Consider the following 19,050-nt stretch of genomic DNA (forward strand, 5'->3'; position numbering starts at 1 on the left):
GACGGCAGGCAGGGGCGCAGGATGCCGCGGCGCGGTCACCGGCGTCGCGGGGCCGCCGAGCGGGGCGGGGTCTGACGCATGTGGTCGCGGACGCGGCCGAGGGTTCCCCCGAGAGTCTCGACGTCGGGGCGCGAGAGCGGCGCGAGCAGCAGCTCGCGAACGACGGCGATATGACCCGGGAAGACGCGCGTGAGCACCTCCCGCCCCTCGGTCGTCAGGGCGACCTGCACGGTGCGCTCGTCGTCGGGAGACGGGGCACGCGTGATCAGGCCGCGCTTCTCGAGGGTCTGCGCCTGGTAGGTGAGGCCGCTGCGGCTGTAGACGAGTCCATCGGCGAGGTCCGTCATGCGCAGCGACCCGGCGGGCGCATCGCCGAGCGTGGCGAGGAGCTGGAACTGCACGTAGCTGAGCCCGCCGGCATCCTGCAGCTGCTGCTCCACGGCGTGGCGCAGCAGACTGCCGGTCTCGATGAGCGCGAAGTACGCGCCGAGTTCGACGGGGTCCAGATTCGGCGCGTCGGAGGGCATGCCTCCACGGTAGCAATACTTCTGATTCAAACTACTTGTTTCTAATTCAAAGCAGTGTTAGCGTTCCGATATTGCTTCGAATCCAAAGCATCAACGAAGGGAAACATCATGAAGGCCATCCGGTTCCACGAGACAGGCGACGCCGACGTCCTGCGCTACGAAGACGTCGCTCAGCCGACGCCCGCTGCAGGAGAGGTGCGCATCGTCGTCGCCGCCTCGGCGTACAACCCCGCCGACGGTGGGATGCGTGGCGGCTTCCTCCCGATCCCGCTCACCCTGCCCCATGTCCCGGGCTACGACGTCTCGGGCACGGTCGACGCGCTCGGCGAGGGCGTCGAGAACGTCCGCATCGGCGATCCGGTCATCGGGTTCCTGCCGATGACCGGAGACGGCGGCGCCGCGCAGTACGTCGTCGCTCCCGCTGACTCCTTCGTCGCCGCTCCCCGCAGCATTCCGCTCGAGGATGCCGCCGGCATCCCCTCCGTCGCCCTCACCGCCGCGCAGGCGCTCTTCGAAGCCGGGGGCCTCACGTCGGGTCAGCGCCTGCTCGTCAACGGCGCCGGTGGGCCGGTCGGCGGATACGCCGTGCAGCTCGCCCGCCGCGCGGGTGCCCACGTCATCGCCACGGCGAGCCCGCGCAGCGCCGACACGGTGGCGGCGAACGGCGCGGACGAGATCATCGACCACACCACCACCCCGGTGCTCGATGCCGTCACCGCGCCCGTCGACATGCTGCTCAACCTCGCCCCCATCTCGCCCGAGGACTTCGCCGCCCTGGCGACGCTCGTGCGCGACGGGGGGATCGTCGTCTCGACCACTCCGATGGTCGAGACCCCGAGCGACGACGCGCGGGGCGTGCGCGCCGCGACCGTCTATGTCCACCCCGACGCCGCCCGCCTGGCGGACATCGTGCGTCTCGTCGACGAGGACGGTCTCCGCGTCGACATCGCCGCGCACGTGGAGCTTCGCGACCTGCCCGCGCTGCACGCGAAGGCCGACGCGGGAGAGGTGCACGGGAAGGTCGTGATCGTTCCGCCGGCGGCCTGAGGGCGGAACCGGACGGGCGCCGCCTCCGACAGGATCCTCGTGGCCCTCAGGTGCCTTGGTGGTCCTCAGGAGCCTCGGTTGTCTCAGGAGAAGAGGCGGCGCCACACGTTCGTGTCCGCGAGGTCGAGAAGTTCATCCCCACGCCCCGACAGCACGGTCTTCAACGCCCAGACGGTGAAGCCCTTCATCTGCGCCGCGGTGATCGTCGGCGGCATCGACAGCTCCTCGCGCGCCACGACGACGTCCACGAGGACCGGGCCGTCGGTGGCGAGCGCCTGCACGAGCGCCGCTCGCAGATCGGACGCCTTCTCCACGCGGATGCCGGTGATCCCGACCGACTCGGCGACGGCGGCGAATGACGGATTCTCGAGGCCGGTGCCGAAGTTCACGATCCCCGCCGCCTTCATCTCGAGCTCGACGAAGTTCAGCGAAGAGTTGTTGAACACCACGATCTTCACGGGCAGTCGGTTCTGGTGGATGGAGAGCAGATCGCCCATCAGCATCGCGAGCCCGCCGTCGCCCGCCAGCGCGATGACCTGGCGGTCGCGGTCCGACGCCTGGGCGCCGAGCGCCTGCGGCATCGCATTGGCCATGGAGCCGTGCAGGAACGAGCCGAGGAGGCGTCGCGAGCCGTTCATCGTGAGGTACCGCGCCGCCCAGATGACGGGACTGCCGACGTCGGCGGTGAACACGGCATCCTCGCTCGCGAGCTCGTCGAGCAGCCGCGCGACGTACTGCGGGTGGACGGGCTGCTTCCCGTCGTCGACGGCCAGCTCGTCGAGTCCCTTCCGGGTCTTCCGGTAGTGCTCGACCGCGTCGTCGACGAACGACGACGACCGCCCCTCGTCGATCAGCGGTGCCAGCGCGACCGCGGTCTCGCGGACGCCGCCGACGAGACCGAGGTCGATGGGCGTGCGCCGACCGAGCTGCTCGCCCCGGATGTCGACCTGCACGATCGTGGCCTTCTCGGGGAAGAACTGGCGATACGGGAAGTCGGTGCCGAGCATGAGGAGCGCGTCGCACTTCTCCATCGCGCGGTACCCCGACGCGTAGCCCAGCAGCCCCGTCATGCCGACGTCGTAGGGGTTCTCCCACTCGATGTGCTCCTTGCCGCGCAGAGCGTGCACGATCGGCGCCTGAAGCTTCGCGGCGAGCGCCACCACCTCGTCGTGCGCACCGGCCACCCCGGCGCCGGCGAGGATCGTCACCTTCTTGGCGCCGTTGAGGAGCTCGGCGGCGGCCTGGAGCCCGGCGTCATCCGGCAGCACGGTCGACCGCGTCGCGCGGATCGCGGCGGTCGGCCGGCGGCTCGGGGCATCCGCGAAGAACACATCCCCCGGGACCACGATGACCGCGACGCCGCGCTTCTCGACGGCCGTTCGCATCGCGATCTCGAGCACCCAGGGCAGCTGGGCCGGGTCGGAGACCAGCTCGGAGTACACGCTGCACTCGCGGAACAGCTCCTGCGGGTGGGTCTCCTGGAAGTAGCCGGTGCCGATCTCGGCCGACGGGATGTGCGAGGCGATCGCGAGCACCGGCACGCGGGTGCGATTGGCGTCGAACAGACCGTTGATGAAGTGCAGGTTGCCCGGTCCGCATGAGCCCGCGACGACCGCGAGCTCGCCCGTGAGCTCGGCATCCGCCCCCGCCGCGAACGCCGCCGCCTCCTCGTGCCGCATGTGCATCCAGCGGATGCCGCTGTCACGCCGGAGCGCGTCGGTGAACGCGTTGAGCGAATCACCCGGCAAACCCCAGATCCGGTCGATGCCCGCACGCTTGAGAGTCTCGATGAAGAAGTCCGCCACATTCGCCATGATCCGACGCTACGCCCATCGGGGGGACGCTGTCGCGCGCGGGTGCGGGCCGCGGCGCGTCACCTGGGTATCGCGTGCGAGTGTGCGGCGAGGGTGTGTCAGAGCTTGCATCCGGGCCGCGGGCACGGCATCGTGGCCGACTCGCAATCCACGGAAGGAGAGCACCATGCTCACACTCACCGAGAACGCCGCCACCGCCGTCACGCACCTCGCCCAGCGGATGTCGACGGACACCGGAGGGCTGCGCATCGCGCAGGCCGCCGCGCCCCACGAGGGGTATGCCGTCTCGTTGGCCGACGGCCCGCAGCAGGGCGACACCGTCGTCCAGGATGGCGGTGCCCGCGTCTTCGTCGACGCCGTCTCGACCGTCGAACTCGGAGACCGCGTCCTGGACGCGCACGTCGACGACGAGGGCGGCGTGGGGTTCGCCCTCGCCCAGCGGAGCTGAGTCGCTGAACGCGCGGACCGCCCCGCCGGGCTGACCGCGTCCGGGGTGCAGCACCGGTCACCGGAAATCACGGGACCGGTGCTGCACCCCGATCCGCAGGTCCTCGAACGCGTCGGCCACGAGGTTCGTCACCCCCTCGGGCGAGCGCTCCAGCATGCCGCGGGCGATGAGCGCCGGCGCATCACGCAGGACCCGCCGGTACCTGTCCCACACCCCCTTCGAGCAGATCACGTTCATGATCCCGTGCTCATCCTCGAGATTCAGGAACGTGATGCCGGATGCCGTCGCCGGCCGCTGCCGGTGCGTCACGAGCCCCGCGACCTCGATCCGGCGCCCCTCCTCGTGGGTGCGCATCCCGCGCGAGGTGAGCACGCCGCGCGCATCCAACTGCGACCGGTAGTGCACGAGGGGATGATCGTCCGCCGAGAGGCCCGTCGCCCACAGATCGGCGGCGAGGACGTCATAGCTGGACTGGTCGGGGAACAGCGGCGGCTGCACCGAGACGAGCGTGCCCTCGAGGAACTCGGTGCGATCCTGCGCGGCATCCCCCGCGAGCCACAGCCCCTCCCGGCGCGAGATGCCCATGCTCTCGAACGCCCCCGCCGTGGCGAGCGCCTCGAGCTGCGCCTCGGTCGCGTTCGTGCGGCGGACGAGATCGCGGAGGTCGCGAAACGGCCCGTCCGCCTCACGCGTCGCGACGATCCGCGTCGCGAGAGGCAGACCGACGCCGGTGACCGCGGAGAGCCCGAGACGCACCGCGAACGCGCCGTCCCGGCGGTGGGCGGCCGACTCGTCGGGCGCCGCCGGGTCGAAGGGCGGCACGGGCGGCTGACGACGGTCGGCGCAGGGGTCGGGGACCGGAGCGTGCCCGGGGGCAGGAGCGGGGCCGGCGGGCGGCGGGGAGACCGGTTCGAGGGAGGCCTCGGCGCCGGACGCATGGATGTCGGGGCGTCGCACGATCACGCCGTGCCGGCGGGCGTCGGCGGTGAGGGTCGCCGGTGAGTAGAACCCCATCGGCTGTGCCCGCAGCAGCGCCGCGAGGAACGCCCCCGGGTAGTGCAGCTTCAGCCAGGACGAGGCGTAGACGAGGAGCGCGAACGAGAGGGAGTGGCTCTCGGCGAAGCCGAAGTTCGCGAACGCCTGGATCTTCGCGTAGATGTCGTCGGCCACCTCACCGGTGAGGCCGTTGCGCTCCATTCCGGCATACAGCTTCTCCCGCACCGACTCGATCCGTTCGATGCCGCGCTTGGACCCCATGGCCCGGCGCAGCACATCGGCGTCCTCCCCGGTGAGGTCTCCCACCGCCATCCCCATCTGCATGAGCTGCTCCTGGAAGATCGGGATGCCGAGGGTCCGCTCCAGCACGGGCTCGAGCTTCGGATGCGCGTACGTCACCGTCTCGCCCTGGACCTTGCGGCGCACGTACGGGTGCACCGCGCCGCCCTGGATCGGGCCGGGCCGGATCAGTGCGATCTCGATCACGAGGTCGTAGAAGCGTCGCGGCTGCAAGCGCGGCAGCAGCCCCATCTGCGCACGCGACTCGACCTGGAACACCCCGATCGAATCGGCCCGGCAGAGCATGTCGTACACGCCCTGCTCCTCCTTCGGGATCGCGTCGAGCGACCACTCCTCCCCCGTCGCCTCACGGATGAGGTCGAACGCGTACTGCAGCGCGGCGAGCATGCCGAGCCCCAGCAGATCGAACTTCACGAGCCCCATCCAGGCGGCGTCGTCCTTGTCCCACTGGATGACGGTGCGGTTCTCCATGCGTGCGTGCTCGATCGGCACGACCTCGCCCACCGGGCGCTCGGTGAGGACCATCCCCCCGGAGTGGATGCCGAGATGGCGGGGAGCCTTCATGAGCGCGCCGGCGTATTCGAGCACCCGTTCGGGGATGTCGTGGGTGCCCGGCACCGGGCCGTCCCATCGTTCGATCTGCTTCGACCAGGCATCCTGCTGCCCCGGGGAGTGACCGAGGGCCTTGGCCATGTCGCGCACGGCGTTCTTCGGCCGGTATTGGATGACGTTGGCGACCTGGGCCGCGCGCTCGCGCCCGTACTCCTGGAAGACCCACTGGATGATCTCCTCGCGGCGGTCCGAGTCGAAGTCGACGTCGATGTCGGGCTCTTCCTCGCGCATGGCGGAGAGGAACCGCTCGAAGGGCAGGTTGTAGAAGATCGAGTCGACCGCCGTGATGTCCAGCAGGTAGCAGACGGCGCTGTTGGCCGCCGACCCCCGCCCCTGACAGAGGATGCCGCGCCGCCGCGCCTCGGCGACGATCCCGTACACGATGAGGAAGTACCCCGGGAAGTCCTTCTGCTCGATGACGCCGAGCTCCTTCTCGATGCGGGCGCGGTCCGCCTCGCTCGCGTGGGGGTACTTGCGCGGCACGGCCTCCCAGACGAGGGTGCGCAGCCAGGACATCGGGGTGTGCCCCTCCGGCACCGTGGTCTTCGGCAGCGCCGGCTTGGCGCGACGGAGGGGGAAGGCGAGCTCGTCGGCGAGGGTGACCGTGCGGGAGACGGCACCGGGGTGGCGCCGGAAACGCCGCGCCATCTCCGCCCCCGACCGCAGGTGCGCGCTCGCGTGGGCGGGCAGCCACCCGTCGAGTTCGTCGAGGCCCCGGTTCGCCCGCACGGCGGCGACGGCGGCGGCCAGGTGCACCCGCTCCGGGACGGCGTAGTGGACGTTGTTGGTCGCGAGGACGGGAAGTCCCCGCGACGCGGCGAGCGCGGCGAGCACATCGTTGTCGCGCGTGTCCGTCGGGTTCCCGTGGTCGATGAGCTCGACCTCGACCGCGCCCCGCCCGAAGCGGTCGACGAGCAGATCGAGCGCCGCGCCGGCCGCCGCGGCTCCCCCGGATGCCAGCGCCTGGCGCACCGCGCCTTTGCGGCATCCGGTGAGCACCGCCCAGTTCCCCTCGGCGCGCGCGGCGAGATCGTCGAGGTCGTAGCGGGGGCGCCCCTTCTCACCCCCGGCGAGCTGGGCGTGCGTGAGAGCGGCGGCGAGGCGGTGGTAGCCCTCCTCCCCCCGCGCCAGGACGAGCAAGTGCGAACCCTGCGGGTCGGCGGGTCCGCTGCGGGCAGGTGCCGCCGCTGACGGCAGGTCCGAGAGCGAGAGCTCGGCCCCGAAGACCGTCTTCACGTGCAGCTGCTCAGCCGCTTCGGCGAACCGGACGATCCCGTAGAACCCGTCGTGATCGGTCACGGCGAGGGCGTGGAGCCCGAGGCGCTCGGCCTCCTCGGCGAGCTCCGCCGGCGAGGACGCCCCGTCGAGGAACGAGTACGACGAGTGCGCATGCAGCTCGGCGTAGGGCACCGGGTCGTCCGGACGTTCGATCGGTGGCGCCTCGTATTTCCCCCGCTTGCGGGAGAACGCCGGGCCGTCGCCGCCGTCGGGCTCCTTCGCACGACTGCTGAGGAGGCGTTCCATCTCCGACCAGGTGACGGAGGGGTTGGTGAATCCCATCAGTCGTACACCCCCTCGGCATGCCAGATGCCCTCCTCGCAGACGAGCAGCCAGGCCGCCTGCTCCGCGTCGACGATCTGGAAGCGATGGGCACGGCGCGCGCGTACCGGGTCCCAGCCGCGTTCGAGGAGCGGCCACGGCCCGGCCCACCGTCGGATGGCGCGCCGCCGCGCCGCGCCGCCCGACGATGAAGAGGAGGATGGAGAGGAGGGCGGAGAGGCGAGCGTGATCCAGACCGGCTCCGCGGTCAGCTCACCGCGCCCGTCGACGGCCACCATGTCGCCGTCGGCGTCGAGCACCGCGACGGGAAGAGCCTCGGCGAACACCGTGGGCGGCAGGGGCCCCGCCAGGCTCCCGGGCCACGGCGCCGCCGGGGCGCCCCGAGCCGCGGCATCCCCCCAGGGGACGAGCTGCTGCCGCTCGGCGAGCCATCTCCCCCCGCCGACGCCGGGGGTGAGCACGCCCTGGTGCCCGAGCATCGCCTGGACCCGCGACAGCGCATGGTGAACTCGCTCCTCGGGGCCCGATCCGAACAGCCGCGCCGTGTGGTGCGCGGCGGCATCCACCCCCTCCGGCTCGATGCGGACCATCGTCACCGCGCTGCGCAGCCCCGCCGTCCGCGCCGCGCCCCCCGTCGCCGCCCCTGCGGCGCCCCGAACACCGCGCGTGCCCGCGGCGCCCTGCTCGGCCAGCTGCCAGCGCACCCGGTCGACGATGGCCGCGGCGTCGAACGCGTCGGGATGCCGCCACACCCGCTCGCTGCGATCACCGTTCTCGCCGGTGAGGACGACCCGCAGCTCGGTGCAGACGAGACCTTGCTCGCCCAGCCGCCCGGTGAACTCCTCCGCCGGCACCCGCAGCCCGAACGCGATCTGGTCGGCCAGGGTCACCGGCGGCTCGAAGGCGACCTCGCGGTGCAGCTCGGGCGGAGGCGTCCGCGCCTGCACTGCGCGCGGGTCCTGACCGGATGCCAGGGCGTGCAGCCGCGCGCCCCGCGCACCGAACCGCTCGGCCAGCCGGTCCGGTCCGAGAGCGGCGACCGCCCCGAGCGTCTGCACGCCCAGCCGGGCGAACAGACTCACCGTGTCATCGTCGAGGACGGCGATCGGCAGAGGTGCGAGGAAGGCGGCCGCCTGACCCGCCGGCACGATCCGGAGCGGATCGCCCGCCCGTGTGGCGACACGGGCGGCCTGCTCGGCGGTGAAGGCGCCGTCCGCGACCGCGACGCGCACATCGTCCACACCCTCGCCGGCGACCGCACCGACCAGCACGGTCGCGGCGGCCGCCTCGCCGCCGTAGAAACGGGCGGGCCCCTTGGCCCGCAGGGTGAGAAGACCCGGATGGATCACCTGGACCCCTGGAGCCGCCCCTTCGACAGCGGCCACCACCGGCGCGAACACCCGATGGTCGCGCACCGGGTCGTCCATGACGACCTCCAGCTGCGGGCACCGCGCCTGCGCATCGCGTCGGCGCTGCCCGCGGCGCACGCCCTCCGCGCGCGCGGCGGCCGAGCAGGCCACCACGACGCCCTTCGCGAAGATCGCGACGGGCGATGACGTATCGATCGGTTCCTCGCCGCGGGAGAGGGCCACGATCGGCCAGTCGGGCACCCAGACGACGAGCGTGCGCGGCGCGGCGGACATCAGCCCGCCGCCCGTGCTGTTCGCGGCGGACATCAGCCCGCCGCCCGGAGCGGAACGAAGGGAGCGAGCGGAGCGGCGACGGATGCGGTCTCGCCGAGGGCGGAGACCGCACCCGAGGCATCCGGCAGCAGGACACGCCCCGTGCGGGGCGACGGGAAGCGGCGGCTCGTGACGGTGACGGTCAGCTCGCGCCCGTCCAGCACGCCGTACCCTTCGCCGATGCCCGACCAGGACGGATCGCCGACATCGATCATCGCCTCGGTCTGCGGCCACGGGCCCTGCACGAGCAGCACGGCCTCGCGCTCCCGCATGCGGGCGGCCAGACGGGAGATGTCCGCATCCTTCGCGCGCGCAGGCGGCCGGACGGCGACGACGGGCAGAACATCGGCGATGGCGGCCGTGACGGCGAGCCACCGCTCCCCCGGATCGGGCACGAGGACGAGGCGCGCCAGGTCGACCCCGGCGGACCGGGCGGCTTCGACCCCGAGGTGCGGCATGCCGACGGCCGCGCACCAGGATCCGTCCTGCGACGGGCGGGCCAGCAGGGCGAACAGCAGCGACGTGGAGCGCCCGAGGGAGTACGACGAGCCGGGTCGCAGCCCGCCCCCGGGGAGGAGCTCGGCCAGCGCGGAGGGCACCGGGAGCACCGGCACATCCAGGCGGCGCCCCTGCAGGCGCTCCACCTGTGCGCGCAGCGCCTGGATCGCTCCCGCATCCGCCACGATCGACCTCATCCCCCCAGGCTAGAACTTTTGTTCTAGTACCTCAATCCGGTGAGATCGAAGATAACCACGACGTCCGACATCGCCCGCGCGCGCCGGAGCCGCCGTGCACCGCCCGATCGGACTCGATCAGCCCGGCGTGCCGATCAGGCGGCGAGCGACAGGTACGGCTCCCAGGCGGGGTCCGAGCGCTCGGTGCCCCGGACGGTCCACTGCGCGCCTCTCGGCGGCTGCGGCACCCACCGCAGCTCCCACTTCATCTCCTGCGGGGTGCGGTCTCCCTTGACGTTGTTGCACCGCAGGCAGCAGGCGACGAGGTTCTCCCACGAGTCCGCGCCCCCGCGCGACCGTGGCAGCACATGGTCGATCGTGGTGGCGGCCTTGCCGCAGTAGGCGCAGCGGTGAGCATCCCGCCGCAGCACCCCTCGCCGCGTGACAGGGACCCGACGCGCACCCGGGACGCGCACGTACCGCGTGAGCACGATGACGGCGGGGCGGTCGAGGGCGCCGCGCAGGCCCCAGACGGGATTCCCGTCGATCCGCTCGATGACGGTCGCCTTCTCGTTCATGACGAGCACGAGTGCCCGCTTGAACGACACGACGGCCAGCGGCTCGTATCCAGCATTCAGTACCAGTGTGCGCATGCGGCGTCCTCTCGAACGGCCCCTGACGGCTTCAGCGGGCCTCTCGGTCGACGCCCCCGGAAGTCTCGGAGGACGGCGGGCACGAAAAAAGGCGCTGTCGAAAAGACAGCGCCTTCGTCGCGCGGCGGATGCCGCGGCTCTCGTGCACGCGATGCCGGAGGACGTAGCGACCGGAGACATTCCGGCAGAGGGCATCCATGGTGCGGATGCCTGCTCCTGCTGCGTCCATCAGCTTCCCCCTCGGCTTCAGCGAGCGTCGGGATCAGGGTAACGCACTCAGTGGACGTTGGCCTGCAGGAAGTCCTCGGCGTAGATCCACGAGCCGTTGACGTAGATCTCCAGGTGCAGGTGGGTGCCGAAGGCGAGACCCGTGTCGCTGACCTGTCCGATGATCTGTCCGGCGCGGACGGTGTCCCCCACCGCGACGCGGCGCGAGCCGTAGAGCATGTGCGCGTAGAGCGAGGTGACGCTCTGGCCGCCGATGTTGTGGGCGATCTTCACGTAGACGCCCCAGCCGGGCCCGTTCTCGTCGGAGGCGACGACGACGCCGTCGGCGATCGCGTAGATCGGCGTACCGCGGTCCACCATGTAGTCGGTGCCCTTGTGGCCCGCGTACGGCTCGCCGAAGTGGTTGAAGAACGGCAGCGGACGCACGACGGATCCGGCGGGCGCGATCGACTCGACGAGCGCTCCGGAGTAGTCGCTCGACGACGATGAGGTGACGGCGGCGGCAGCGGCGATGCGCGCGGCTGCCGCAGCCTTGGCGGCTTCCTCGTCCTTCTTCGCCTGGATCTCCTCAGGCGTGGTCGCGCTGTAGCTGCCGCGCTCGAGCGCGGCGGGGGTGGCTTCGGATGCCACGACGAGCGACTGCGCGTTGTCGGCGGCGACCTGCTGCAGCGTCGTCACAGCGGCCTCGGCCGGAGCAGCGCCGCCGGTGGCGCTGAGCGCCGCGGGGACGGCGACGGTGCCGACCAGGGCGGCGACGGCGGCGACGGTCAGGAAGCTGCGCATCGGGTGCGGCTTGCCGGCAGCGGCACGGCGTGCGGCGCGCGAGGGGGCGAGCGCGGCGCGGCGCGGCTCGGCCGGCGACGTGGTCGCGATCGTGGCGCGGCGGGCGCGACCGAGGATGGTCAGCCGCGAAGGAGCGGGTGTCGTCGCGTCAGATTCGGGAGTCTCGTGCGACGAGTCAAACTTTTCAGCCAAAGGACCTCCGGCGCCTCTGCGTGTCGACCGGTCGGACGATCGCTGGTTCGTCGGCACTCGGTGTCGGGCACAGATGTACGGGTTTCACCACGCGAACGACGAACCCATGAGGCAATTCGCAGGGCGGTCCGGGGCGGGCTTCTCGCCGGGTGGACGTTTTGAGGCTACCGGAAGGTAACGAATAAGTCACGCCGTGTGCAGGGGGCCCAGCACTCTCCCACCCGATGTCCAGACTCGACGTCAGGCCACGGGTGCGGCATCCACGAGGAAGATGTGCGACGCGACCTCCACGGGGAGCTCGAGACCCTCGTCCTGACCGTCCATCTGCACGAGGACGTACCCCTCGCTGAAGCGGTAGTCCCCGCTCGCTCCGGGGATGACGCCCGCGTCCCGCAACTGGGTCAGCAGCTCGGGGTCCACCTGCACCGGCTCGGCCAGCCGGCGGACCGTGCCCGACACGGGCGCACCCGTCTCGGTGAGCAGCCGGACGAGCCCGACCACGCCGTCCTCGAAGGTCCGGGCGGGCATGTCGCCCAGCTGATCCAGACCCGGAATGGGATTGCCGTACGGCGACTCGGTCGGGTGCCCGAGCAGCTCGATGAGCCGGCGCTCGACCTGCTCGCTCATGACGTGCTCCCACCGGCAGGCCTCGTCGTGCACGTAGGCCCAGTCCAGGCCGATGACGTCCGACAGCAGGCGCTCCGCCAGGCGGTGCTTGCGCATCACGTCGACGGCCTTCTGCCTACCGGAGTCGGTGAGGGCGAGCGACCGGTCGTCGGTGACGACGACGAGACCGTCGCGCTCCATCCGTCCGACGGTCTGCGACACGGTCGGACCGGAGTGCCCGAGCCGCTCGGAGATGCGTGCACGCAGGGGGACGATCCCCTCCTCCTCGAGTTCGAGGATGGTGCGCAGGTACATCTCGGTGGTGTCGATCAGATCCGTCATCGGGCGCCTTTTACACAGGGGAGGGGTGGGTTTCCAGCCTATCCGCTCGCCCTAGAATCGGGGTCATGGCCCATGTGACCCTCCCCCGCGAGATCCTGCCCACCGATGGACGCTTCGGCTGCGGTCCGTCGAAGATCCGGCCCGAGCAGCTGGCGGCCCTCGCCGGCCCGGGCGCCGTGCTCATGGGCACGTCGCACCGTCAGGCGCCGATCAAGAACCTCGTCGGCCAGGTGCGGATGGGCCTGTCCGACATGCTCCGCCTCCCCGACGGCTACGAGATCATCGTCGGCAACGGCGGGTCGACCGCGTTCTGGGATGCCGCGTCCTTCGGCCTCATCGAGACGCGCGCCCAGAATCTCGTGTTCGGTGAGTTCGGCGGCAAGTTCGCCGCAGCGGCCGGCGCCCCGTGGCTGGAGGCGCCCGACGTGCGCAAGGCGGCCCCCGGGACGCGCTCGGTCCCCGAGGCGACCTCGGGCATCGACGTCTACGCGTGGCCGCACAACGAGACCTCCACGGGTGTCGCCGCGCCCGTCGAGCGCGTCCAGGGCGACGAGGGCGCCCTCACCGTCATCGACGCGACGAGCGCCGCGGGCGGCATCAACCTGCGGATCTCCGACGCCGATGTCTACTACTTCGCGCCGCAGAAGAACCTCGGCTCCGACGGCGGCCTCTGGTTCGCCGCCGTCTCCCCCGCCGCGATCGAGCGGATCGAGCGCGTCGCCGCGTCCGGGCGCTACATCCCCGAGTTCCTCAGCCTGAAGAACGCGCTGGACAACTCGCGCCTCAACCAGACGCTCAACACCCCCGCGGTGGCGACCCTGTTCCTCCTCGACAAGCAGCTCGAGTGGATCAACGGCAACGGCGGGCTCGGGTGGGCCGCCGCCCGCACCGCCGAGTCCTCGCAGGTGCTCTACGACTGGGCCGAGTCCGCGTCCTACGCGACCCCGTTCGTCGCGGACCCCGCCGACCGGTCCCCCGTCGTCGTCACGATCGACTTCGACGACAGCGTGGACGCGGCCGCGGTGGCATCCAGCCTGCGCGCGAACGACATCGTCGACACGGAGCCCTACCGCAAGCTCGGCCGCAACCAGCTGCGCATCGCGACCTTCGTCTCGATCGAGCCCGACGACGTGCGCCAGCTCGTCCGGTGCATCGAGTACACGGTGGAGCGCCAGCGCGGCTGAGCGGCCCCTAGGTCGCGAGGGGTGAGGGCTGCGGGCGCAGCACCGCGGAGACGATCGCCTCGATCGCGAACTCCGACGCGCTCCCGAGGTCGACCGCGCCGGGTTCGAGCAGCCACTGCACCTGCAGCCCGTCCATGACGGCCAGGATCGCGGTGGATGCCTCCGCGACGCGCTGCGGGTCGTCGACGCCCTGCTCGTCGCAGACGGCGAGGAACGCGTCGGCGACCTCGGCGCGCAGCGTCCGGTAGCGCTTCTGGAAGAACTCGCGCCCGGGGTGGTCGTCGGTGACGGACTCCGCGGAGAGCACGGCGTAGGCCTGGACGATGCCGGGGCGCTGCATGTTGCGGAAGGCGGTCGCCACGAGGTGGCGGAACAGCGGCATCCCGTCGGGGATGTGCTGACCCTCGAGGTTCGCGACGTCTGCCTGATCACGGTGCTCGAGCACCTCCAGCAGCAGCTGATCCTTCGATCCGAAGTGGTGCAGGATGCCCGCGTGGGTCATGCCGACCTCGTCGGCGATCTCCTGCAGGGTGCCCCCGGCGTACCCCTTCGCGCCGAAGATCTCCACGGCGGCGTCGAGGATCTCGCGCCGCCGGACGAGCGTCTCGGGGCGTGAACGCGGCTGTCGTCGCGGGGAGGCCATCGCCACCGTCCTTTCCTTCGTGCCAGTGCGACCCTATCGCCTGCACCGAGCGCCTTCGGATCGTCTTGCCGAATTGCTTACTTGCTTGTAAGTTACCTCTTGCAATCACACTCAGCGCCGAGGTGACGGTTTCTCCGGAGCGTCGCGCGGTGCGGGTATCCACCACGCAGTGACAACCAAGGAGAAGCAATGAGGCTCAAGTCCTCCCTCGCCGCCGCGGGCCTGGCCACGGTGCTCGCGGCGTCGCTCGCACTGACGGGATGCTCCGGCAGCTCGTCGGGCGACGGCAACGCGACCGGAACGGGAACGCTCACGATCGCCAAGCCGGACGGTTCGGCCGTCCTGGCGACGCAGATCAACAACCCGTTCATCAGCACCGGTTCGGGCATGTCGCTCGGGTACGACCGCATGATCTACGAACCGCTCGCCCTGGTGAACCCGGTCGGCAAGAACGAGACCACCCCATGGCTCGCCGACACGGTCGAGTGGAACGACGACTACACGCAGCTCACGCTGCACCCGCGTGCCGGCGTGAAGTGGAACGACGGCAAGGACTTCAGCGCCGACGACATCATCTTCACCTTCACCATGATCAAGGACACCCCGGCGCTCGATCTGGCCGGCCTGAAGCTCTCCGACATCAAGAAGGACGGCGACAACGTCGTCCTGAGCTTCAGCGAGTCCAAGTTCGTCAAGCAGGGCGACGTCCTGCAGACCACCATCGTTCCCGAGCACCAGTGGAAGGACATCTCCGACCCGTCGAAGGACCCGGTAAAGGATGCCATCGGCACCGGCCCGTACACGGTCGACACCTTCTCCTCGCAGGGCGTCGTCCTCAAGGCGCGCTCGGACTACTGGGGCGGCGAGGTCCCCGTCGCTCAGCTGAAGTACCTCGAGTACAACGACAACACGGGCCTGCTGCGGGCGCTGCAGACCAAGGAGGTCGACTGGGCGCAGATCTTCATCACGGACTTCCAGACGAACTACGTCGACAAGGACAAGGAGCACAACGTCTTCTGGGGCGCCAACATCCTGAGCCCCGACATGATCCTCGTGAACACGACGAAGGCCCCGTTCGACAACGTCGCGTTCCGCAAGGCCGTCAACATGGTCGTCGACCGCAAGGCGCACGCCGAGCAGGCGCGCAGCAACGCGGGCCCCGAGCTGACGAACGTCACGGGCATCCCGCAGCCCACCGGCGACCAGTACATCGCTCCCGAGTACCAGGACCAGAACTTCGCGATCGACGTCGACGGCGCCAAGAAGGTGCTCACCGACGCCGGGTACACCTGGAACGGCGACGGCGCGCTCATGGATCCCTCCGGTGCACCCGTCTCCTTCACGCTGCAGGACCCGCAGGGATGGAACGACTACGTCACCGGCATCCAGCTGGTCGCGACGCAGGTCAAGTCGACGCTCGGCGCCGACGCGAAGGTCGCAACCCCCGACGCCAACACCTGGTTCGGCAACATCGCCGCGGGCGACTTCGAGGCGGCGCTGCACTGGACGGGCTCCGGCTCGAACCCGTGGCACATCTACGACGACGTCATGAACAGCGACTACATCGACCAGGCCGCGGACGGCAACGTGTCGGACAACTTCGGGCGCTACAGCAACCCGGAGGCCACGAAGCTGCTCAAGGAGTACGCGAGCGCGTCCGATGACGACACCCGCACGACCGCTCTCAACGCCCTCCAGAAGATCTTCGTCGAGGACGTGCCGGCCATCGCGATCGGCACCCACCCCACGCTGGCGCAGTACAACACGCGATCCTTCACCGGATGGCCGAGCGAGGACGACCAGTACGCCACCGCCGACCCGATCGCGTCGTCGGCCGTGCAGGTGCTGATGAGCCTCAAGCCCGTCAAGTAAGGCCGAATCCATTCAGTGAACAGCCCGCACCCGGGTGGACGGTGACCTCACCGGCACCGTCCACCCGGGGCGCGGTCCGTACTCGGAAGCACCCACACCATGACTGAATCCCTTCTGACCATCGACGACTTCTCCGTCGTCTACGACGTCGATCCGCCCGTCGCGGCGGTGAAGAACGTCACCCTCGACATCCAGCGCGGCGAGATCGTCGGCCTCGCCGGCGAGAGCGGCAGCGGAAAGACCACGCTCGCCTACGGCGTGCAGCGGCTGCTGAAGCCGCCCGCCGTGATCACGAGCGGCAGCGTCACGTTCCACGACGCCTCCGGAGAGGACATCGACGTCAACACCCTCGATGTCGAGCAGATGCGCCGCTTCCGCTGGGACAAGATCTCCATGGTCTTCCAGGGAGCGATGAACGCCCTCAACCCCGTCGCCACGATCGGCGCACAGCTGGACGACGTCTTCCTCGTCCACCGCCCCGAAATGGACCGCGCCGCCCGCCGGGCCGCGGTGGTCGAGCTCCTCGAGATCGTGAAGGTCGGCGGCCAGCGCGTGCGCTCCTACCCGCACGAGCTCTCCGGCGGCATGCGCCAGCGCGTCATGATCGCGATGGCCCTGGCCCTCCGCCCCCAGCTCATGGTGATGGACGAACCCACGACGGCACTCGACGTGCTCGTTCAGCGCGAGATCCTCCGCCAGATCTCGCAGCTGCGGCACGAATTCGGCTTCTCGGTCGTCTTCATCACCCACGACCTCCCGCTCCTGCTCGAGATCAGCGACCGCATCGCCATCATGCGCGAGGGTCGGATCGTCGAACTGGCCACGGCGGAGAAGATCTGGTCCGACCCCCAGCACGAGTACACGCAGAACCTGCTGCGCTCGTTCCCCCGGCTCACCGGGGAGAAGGGAGTGGTCGTCCGATGACGACTCTCGAATTCGCGAACGTCACGAAGATCTACAACGTCCGCGGCTCCGGTCAGCTCAAGGCCCTCGACGACGTGAGCTTCACGCTCTCGTCCCGCCAGACGATCGGCCTGGTCGGCCAGTCCGGCAGCGGCAAATCGACGATCGCGAAGATCCTCACCCAGCTCGAGGTCCCCACGCGCGGTGAGGTGCTGCTCGACGGCTCCCCCATCCCCCGCCGCGGCAAGGGCCTGCGGTCGTACCGTCAGCAGCTGCGGATGGTCTTCCAGGACCCGTTCGCGTCGCTGAATCCGTACCACACGATCCGCCACCACATCGAGCGCCCGCTGCGACTGGACCACGTCGTCCCGCGGCAGGAGATCGACGCCGAGGTCCGTCGGCTGCTGGAGCGCGTCCGACTCGAACCCGATGCCGTGATGGGGCGCCGCCCCCACGAGCTCTCCGGCGGTCAGCGGCAGCGCGTCGCGATCGCCCGCGCCCTGGCATCCCGCCCGGCGCTGCTCGTCGCGGACGAACCCGTGTCGATGCTCGACGTCTCCATCCGCCTGGGCGTGCTGAACCTCCTCGCCGACCTGCAGCGCGAAGAGGGACTCGGCGTCCTCTACATCACCCATGACCTGGCCACGGCGCGTCACTTCAGTGACGAGATCATCGTGCTCAACCAGGGCAGGGTCGTCGAGCGGGGAACCGCCGACGACGTCATCCTGCGCCCTCGAGACCCCTACACGCGCGAACTGCGCGCCGCTTCCCCCGACCCCGAGGAGTTCTTCCGCGCTCGGTCGGCACAGACATCCGGAGGTGTGCGATGACCGGCGACCTGCAGACCGGGCACCACGACCCCTCGACCGAGGAGTCGCTGGACGGGCGGTCCCTCATCACGGTCCCCGTCGATGAGGCTCCCGCCGAAGCTCCGCCCGTCGACCCGACGCTCGTCGGCACGACGGCGACCCGCGCGGAGCGCGGCGGCATCCGGGTGCCGTGGCGCTTCATCGGGGGGCGGGTGCTGTTCTACGCGTTCACCGCCTGGGCGGCCATCACCATCAACTTCTTCATCCCCCGCATGATGAAGGGCGACGCGGTCACGGCGTACATGGCACAGGCCCGCGGTCAGCTGCAGCCCGAAGCGGCCAAGGCGCTGCGCCTCATGTTCGGACTGGATGACTCGACGACGCTGTGGGACCAGTACATCCGATACTGGGGGATGCTGCTGCGCGGCGATCTGGGCGTCTCGATCTCGAGCGGCATGGCGCCGGTGAGCGACGTCATCTCCTCGGCGCTGCCGTGGACGCTCGGCCTCGTCGGCCTCGCCACCGTCCTCTCCTTCATCGTCGGCACCGTCGTGGGCGCCATCGTCGGCTGGCGTCGCGGCGGTCGGCTGGACGTGCTGATCCCCGTGACGACCTTCCTCGGCACCGTGCCCTACTTCTGGCTCGGCCTGATCTTCATCGCGGTGTTCTCGACCCTGCTCGGCTGGTTCCCGGCCGGCCACGCGTACGAGCTCGGAGTGAGCCCCGGATGGAACTGGCCCTTCATCTCCGACGTGATCGCCCACGCCGCACTCCCCGCCCTCACGATCGTGATCGCGTCGCTCGGGGGCTGGGTCCTCGGCATGCGCAACATGATGCTGACGGTGCTCGACGAGGACTACATCACCGTCGCGCAGGCCAAGGGGCTCCCCGACAAGCGGGTCCTGTGGCGCTACGCCGCGCGCAACGCGGTGCTGCCGCAGATCCAGAGCTTCGCGCTCGCGCTCGGGTTCATCGTCGGCGGCACGCTCGTGATGGAGATGGTGTTCTCCTATCCCGGCATCGGCCTGCTGCTGCTGAACGCCACCAATGCGAAGGACTACGCGCTGATGCAGGGGATCTTCCTGGTGCTCGTGCTGGCCGTGCTCATCGCGAACATCCTGGCGGACATCGCGTACGCCATCCTCGACCCGCGCGTGCGCGAGACGGAGGCCTGA

16 protein-coding genes are annotated in these 19,050 nt (G+C 70.4%); 7 read left to right on the forward strand and 9 right to left on the reverse strand.

Annotation, left to right across the window (positions count from 1 at the left end; genetic code table 11):
- Positions 1 to 35 precede the first annotated feature (35 nt).
- A complete protein-coding gene (locus J0P97_RS11280) occupies positions 36 to 527 on the reverse strand; it encodes a MarR family winged helix-turn-helix transcriptional regulator (protein ID WP_215487887.1) in 492 nt (163 codons plus the stop codon).
- 108 nt (positions 528 to 635) lie between these two features.
- On the opposite strand from J0P97_RS11280, the gene J0P97_RS11285 reads away from it, so the two are divergent.
- Entirely contained in the window at positions 636 to 1,574 is a 939-nt protein-coding gene (locus J0P97_RS11285) for an NADP-dependent oxidoreductase (protein WP_215487888.1), read from the forward strand.
- An 83-nt stretch (positions 1,575 to 1,657) separates the two neighbouring features.
- Here J0P97_RS11285 and poxB read toward each other — a convergent pair whose 3' ends face one another.
- Positions 1,658 to 3,388, reverse strand: coding sequence for a ubiquinone-dependent pyruvate dehydrogenase (gene poxB / locus J0P97_RS11290; protein WP_215487889.1), 1,731 nt, complete (start codon positions 3,386 to 3,388; stop codon positions 1,658 to 1,660).
- A 166-nt stretch (positions 3,389 to 3,554) separates the two neighbouring features.
- Between poxB and J0P97_RS11295 the strand changes: the two genes are divergently transcribed.
- Complete coding sequence (locus J0P97_RS11295; RefSeq protein WP_215487890.1) at positions 3,555 to 3,836, forward strand: Fe-S cluster assembly protein HesB; 282 nt, start codon at positions 3,555 to 3,557, stop codon at positions 3,834 to 3,836.
- A 57-nt stretch (positions 3,837 to 3,893) separates the two neighbouring features.
- Here J0P97_RS11295 and J0P97_RS11300 read toward each other — a convergent pair whose 3' ends face one another.
- From J0P97_RS11300 to J0P97_RS11325, 6 genes are all read right to left on the reverse strand, one after another.
- On the reverse strand, positions 3,894 to 7,304 hold the full coding sequence (locus J0P97_RS11300) for an error-prone DNA polymerase (protein ID WP_215487891.1): 3,411 nt from the start codon (positions 7,302 to 7,304) through the stop codon (positions 3,894 to 3,896).
- Entirely contained in the window at positions 7,304 to 8,980 is a 1,677-nt protein-coding gene (locus J0P97_RS11305; protein WP_246540297.1) for a DNA polymerase Y family protein, read from the reverse strand. The genes J0P97_RS11300 and J0P97_RS11305 overlap by 1 nt, the downstream gene beginning before the upstream one ends.
- Positions 8,980 to 9,681 (reverse strand): DnaE2-dependent mutagenesis accessory factor ImuA', encoded by a 702-nt coding sequence (imuA', locus tag J0P97_RS11310; RefSeq protein ID WP_215487892.1) that lies wholly within the window; start codon positions 9,679 to 9,681, stop codon positions 8,980 to 8,982. The genes J0P97_RS11305 and imuA' overlap by 1 nt, the downstream gene beginning before the upstream one ends.
- A 134-nt stretch (positions 9,682 to 9,815) precedes the next feature.
- Positions 9,816 to 10,313, reverse strand: a complete 498-nt coding sequence (locus tag J0P97_RS11315) for an HNH endonuclease (RefSeq protein WP_215487893.1) — start codon at positions 10,311 to 10,313, stop codon at positions 9,816 to 9,818.
- A 276-nt stretch (positions 10,314 to 10,589) separates the two neighbouring features.
- The gene (locus J0P97_RS11320; RefSeq protein WP_215487894.1) at positions 10,590 to 11,516 is read right to left on the reverse strand and encodes a M23 family metallopeptidase; all 927 of its coding nucleotides are present in this window, start codon (positions 11,514 to 11,516) and stop codon (positions 10,590 to 10,592) included.
- A gap of 240 nt (positions 11,517 to 11,756) precedes the next feature.
- The gene (locus J0P97_RS11325) at positions 11,757 to 12,464 is read right to left on the reverse strand and encodes an iron-dependent transcriptional repressor DtxR (protein ID WP_215487895.1); all 708 of its coding nucleotides are present in this window, start codon (positions 12,462 to 12,464) and stop codon (positions 11,757 to 11,759) included.
- Positions 12,465 to 12,529: 65 nt separating this feature from the next.
- On the opposite strand from J0P97_RS11325, the gene serC reads away from it, so the two are divergent.
- Positions 12,530 to 13,648: a phosphoserine transaminase gene (gene serC, locus J0P97_RS11330; RefSeq protein ID WP_215487896.1), complete on the forward strand. Its 1,119-nt coding sequence runs from the start codon at positions 12,530 to 12,532 to the stop codon at positions 13,646 to 13,648.
- Positions 13,649 to 13,655: 7 nt separating this feature from the next.
- Here serC and J0P97_RS11335 read toward each other — a convergent pair whose 3' ends face one another.
- A complete protein-coding gene (locus J0P97_RS11335; protein WP_215487975.1) occupies positions 13,656 to 14,291 on the reverse strand; it encodes a TetR/AcrR family transcriptional regulator in 636 nt (211 codons plus the stop codon).
- Positions 14,292 to 14,480: 189 nt separating this feature from the next.
- Between J0P97_RS11335 and J0P97_RS11340 the strand changes: the two genes are divergently transcribed.
- The 4 genes from J0P97_RS11340 to J0P97_RS11355 all read left to right on the forward strand — a co-directional run bounded on the left by J0P97_RS11340 (position 14,481) and on the right by J0P97_RS11355 (position 19,050).
- A complete protein-coding gene (locus J0P97_RS11340; protein WP_215487897.1) occupies positions 14,481 to 16,163 on the forward strand; it encodes an ABC transporter substrate-binding protein in 1,683 nt (560 codons plus the stop codon).
- Between the two features lie 99 nt (positions 16,164 to 16,262).
- Positions 16,263 to 17,087 carry an ABC transporter ATP-binding protein gene (locus J0P97_RS11345; RefSeq protein WP_215487898.1) on the forward strand — a complete coding sequence of 275 codons (825 nt, stop codon included), beginning with the start codon at positions 16,263 to 16,265 and terminating at the stop codon, positions 17,085 to 17,087.
- The gene (locus J0P97_RS11350) at positions 17,084 to 17,896 is read left to right on the forward strand and encodes an ABC transporter ATP-binding protein (RefSeq protein ID WP_215487899.1); all 813 of its coding nucleotides are present in this window, start codon (positions 17,084 to 17,086) and stop codon (positions 17,894 to 17,896) included. Before J0P97_RS11345 ends, J0P97_RS11350 begins: the two co-directional genes overlap by 4 nt.
- A gap of 65 nt (positions 17,897 to 17,961) precedes the next feature.
- Positions 17,962 to 19,050 carry an ABC transporter permease gene (locus tag J0P97_RS11355; RefSeq protein ID WP_372449706.1) on the forward strand — a complete coding sequence of 363 codons (1,089 nt, stop codon included), beginning with the start codon at positions 17,962 to 17,964 and terminating at the stop codon, positions 19,048 to 19,050.

Origin of the sequence: Microbacterium flavum (assembly GCF_018717645.1) — a bacterium.
Classification (GTDB): domain Bacteria; phylum Actinomycetota; class Actinomycetes; order Actinomycetales; family Microbacteriaceae; genus Microbacterium; species Microbacterium flavum.

What these genes read in the sequence shown, in the direction of transcription:
- J0P97_RS11280 (WP_215487887.1), bottom strand. Translation starts at nt 527, where the DNA reads ATGCCCTCCGACGCGCCGAATCTGGACCCCGTCGAACTCGGCGCGTAC.
- J0P97_RS11285 (WP_215487888.1), top strand. Translation starts at nt 636, where the DNA reads ATGAAGGCCATCCGGTTCCACGAGACAGGCGACGCCGACGTCCTGCGC.
- poxB (WP_215487889.1), bottom strand. Translation starts at nt 3,388, where the DNA reads ATGGCGAATGTGGCGGACTTCTTCATCGAGACTCTCAAGCGTGCGGGC.
- J0P97_RS11295 (WP_215487890.1), top strand. Translation starts at nt 3,555, where the DNA reads ATGCTCACACTCACCGAGAACGCCGCCACCGCCGTCACGCACCTCGCC.
- J0P97_RS11300 (WP_215487891.1), bottom strand. Translation starts at nt 7,304, where the DNA reads ATGGGATTCACCAACCCCTCCGTCACCTGGTCGGAGATGGAACGCCTC.
- J0P97_RS11305 (WP_246540297.1), bottom strand. Translation starts at nt 8,980, where the DNA reads ATGTCCGCCGCGAACAGCACGGGCGGCGGGCTGATGTCCGCCGCGCCG.
- imuA' (WP_215487892.1), bottom strand. Translation starts at nt 9,681, where the DNA reads ATGAGGTCGATCGTGGCGGATGCGGGAGCGATCCAGGCGCTGCGCGCA.
- J0P97_RS11315 (WP_215487893.1), bottom strand. Translation starts at nt 10,313, where the DNA reads ATGCGCACACTGGTACTGAATGCTGGATACGAGCCGCTGGCCGTCGTG.
- J0P97_RS11325 (WP_215487895.1), bottom strand. Translation starts at nt 12,464, where the DNA reads ATGACGGATCTGATCGACACCACCGAGATGTACCTGCGCACCATCCTC.
- serC (WP_215487896.1), top strand. Translation starts at nt 12,530, where the DNA reads ATGGCCCATGTGACCCTCCCCCGCGAGATCCTGCCCACCGATGGACGC.
- J0P97_RS11335 (WP_215487975.1), bottom strand. Translation starts at nt 14,291, where the DNA reads ATGGCCTCCCCGCGACGACAGCCGCGTTCACGCCCCGAGACGCTCGTC.
- J0P97_RS11340 (WP_215487897.1), top strand. Translation starts at nt 14,481, where the DNA reads ATGAGGCTCAAGTCCTCCCTCGCCGCCGCGGGCCTGGCCACGGTGCTC.
- J0P97_RS11345 (WP_215487898.1), top strand. Translation starts at nt 16,263, where the DNA reads ATGACTGAATCCCTTCTGACCATCGACGACTTCTCCGTCGTCTACGAC.
- J0P97_RS11350 (WP_215487899.1), top strand. Translation starts at nt 17,084, where the DNA reads ATGACGACTCTCGAATTCGCGAACGTCACGAAGATCTACAACGTCCGC.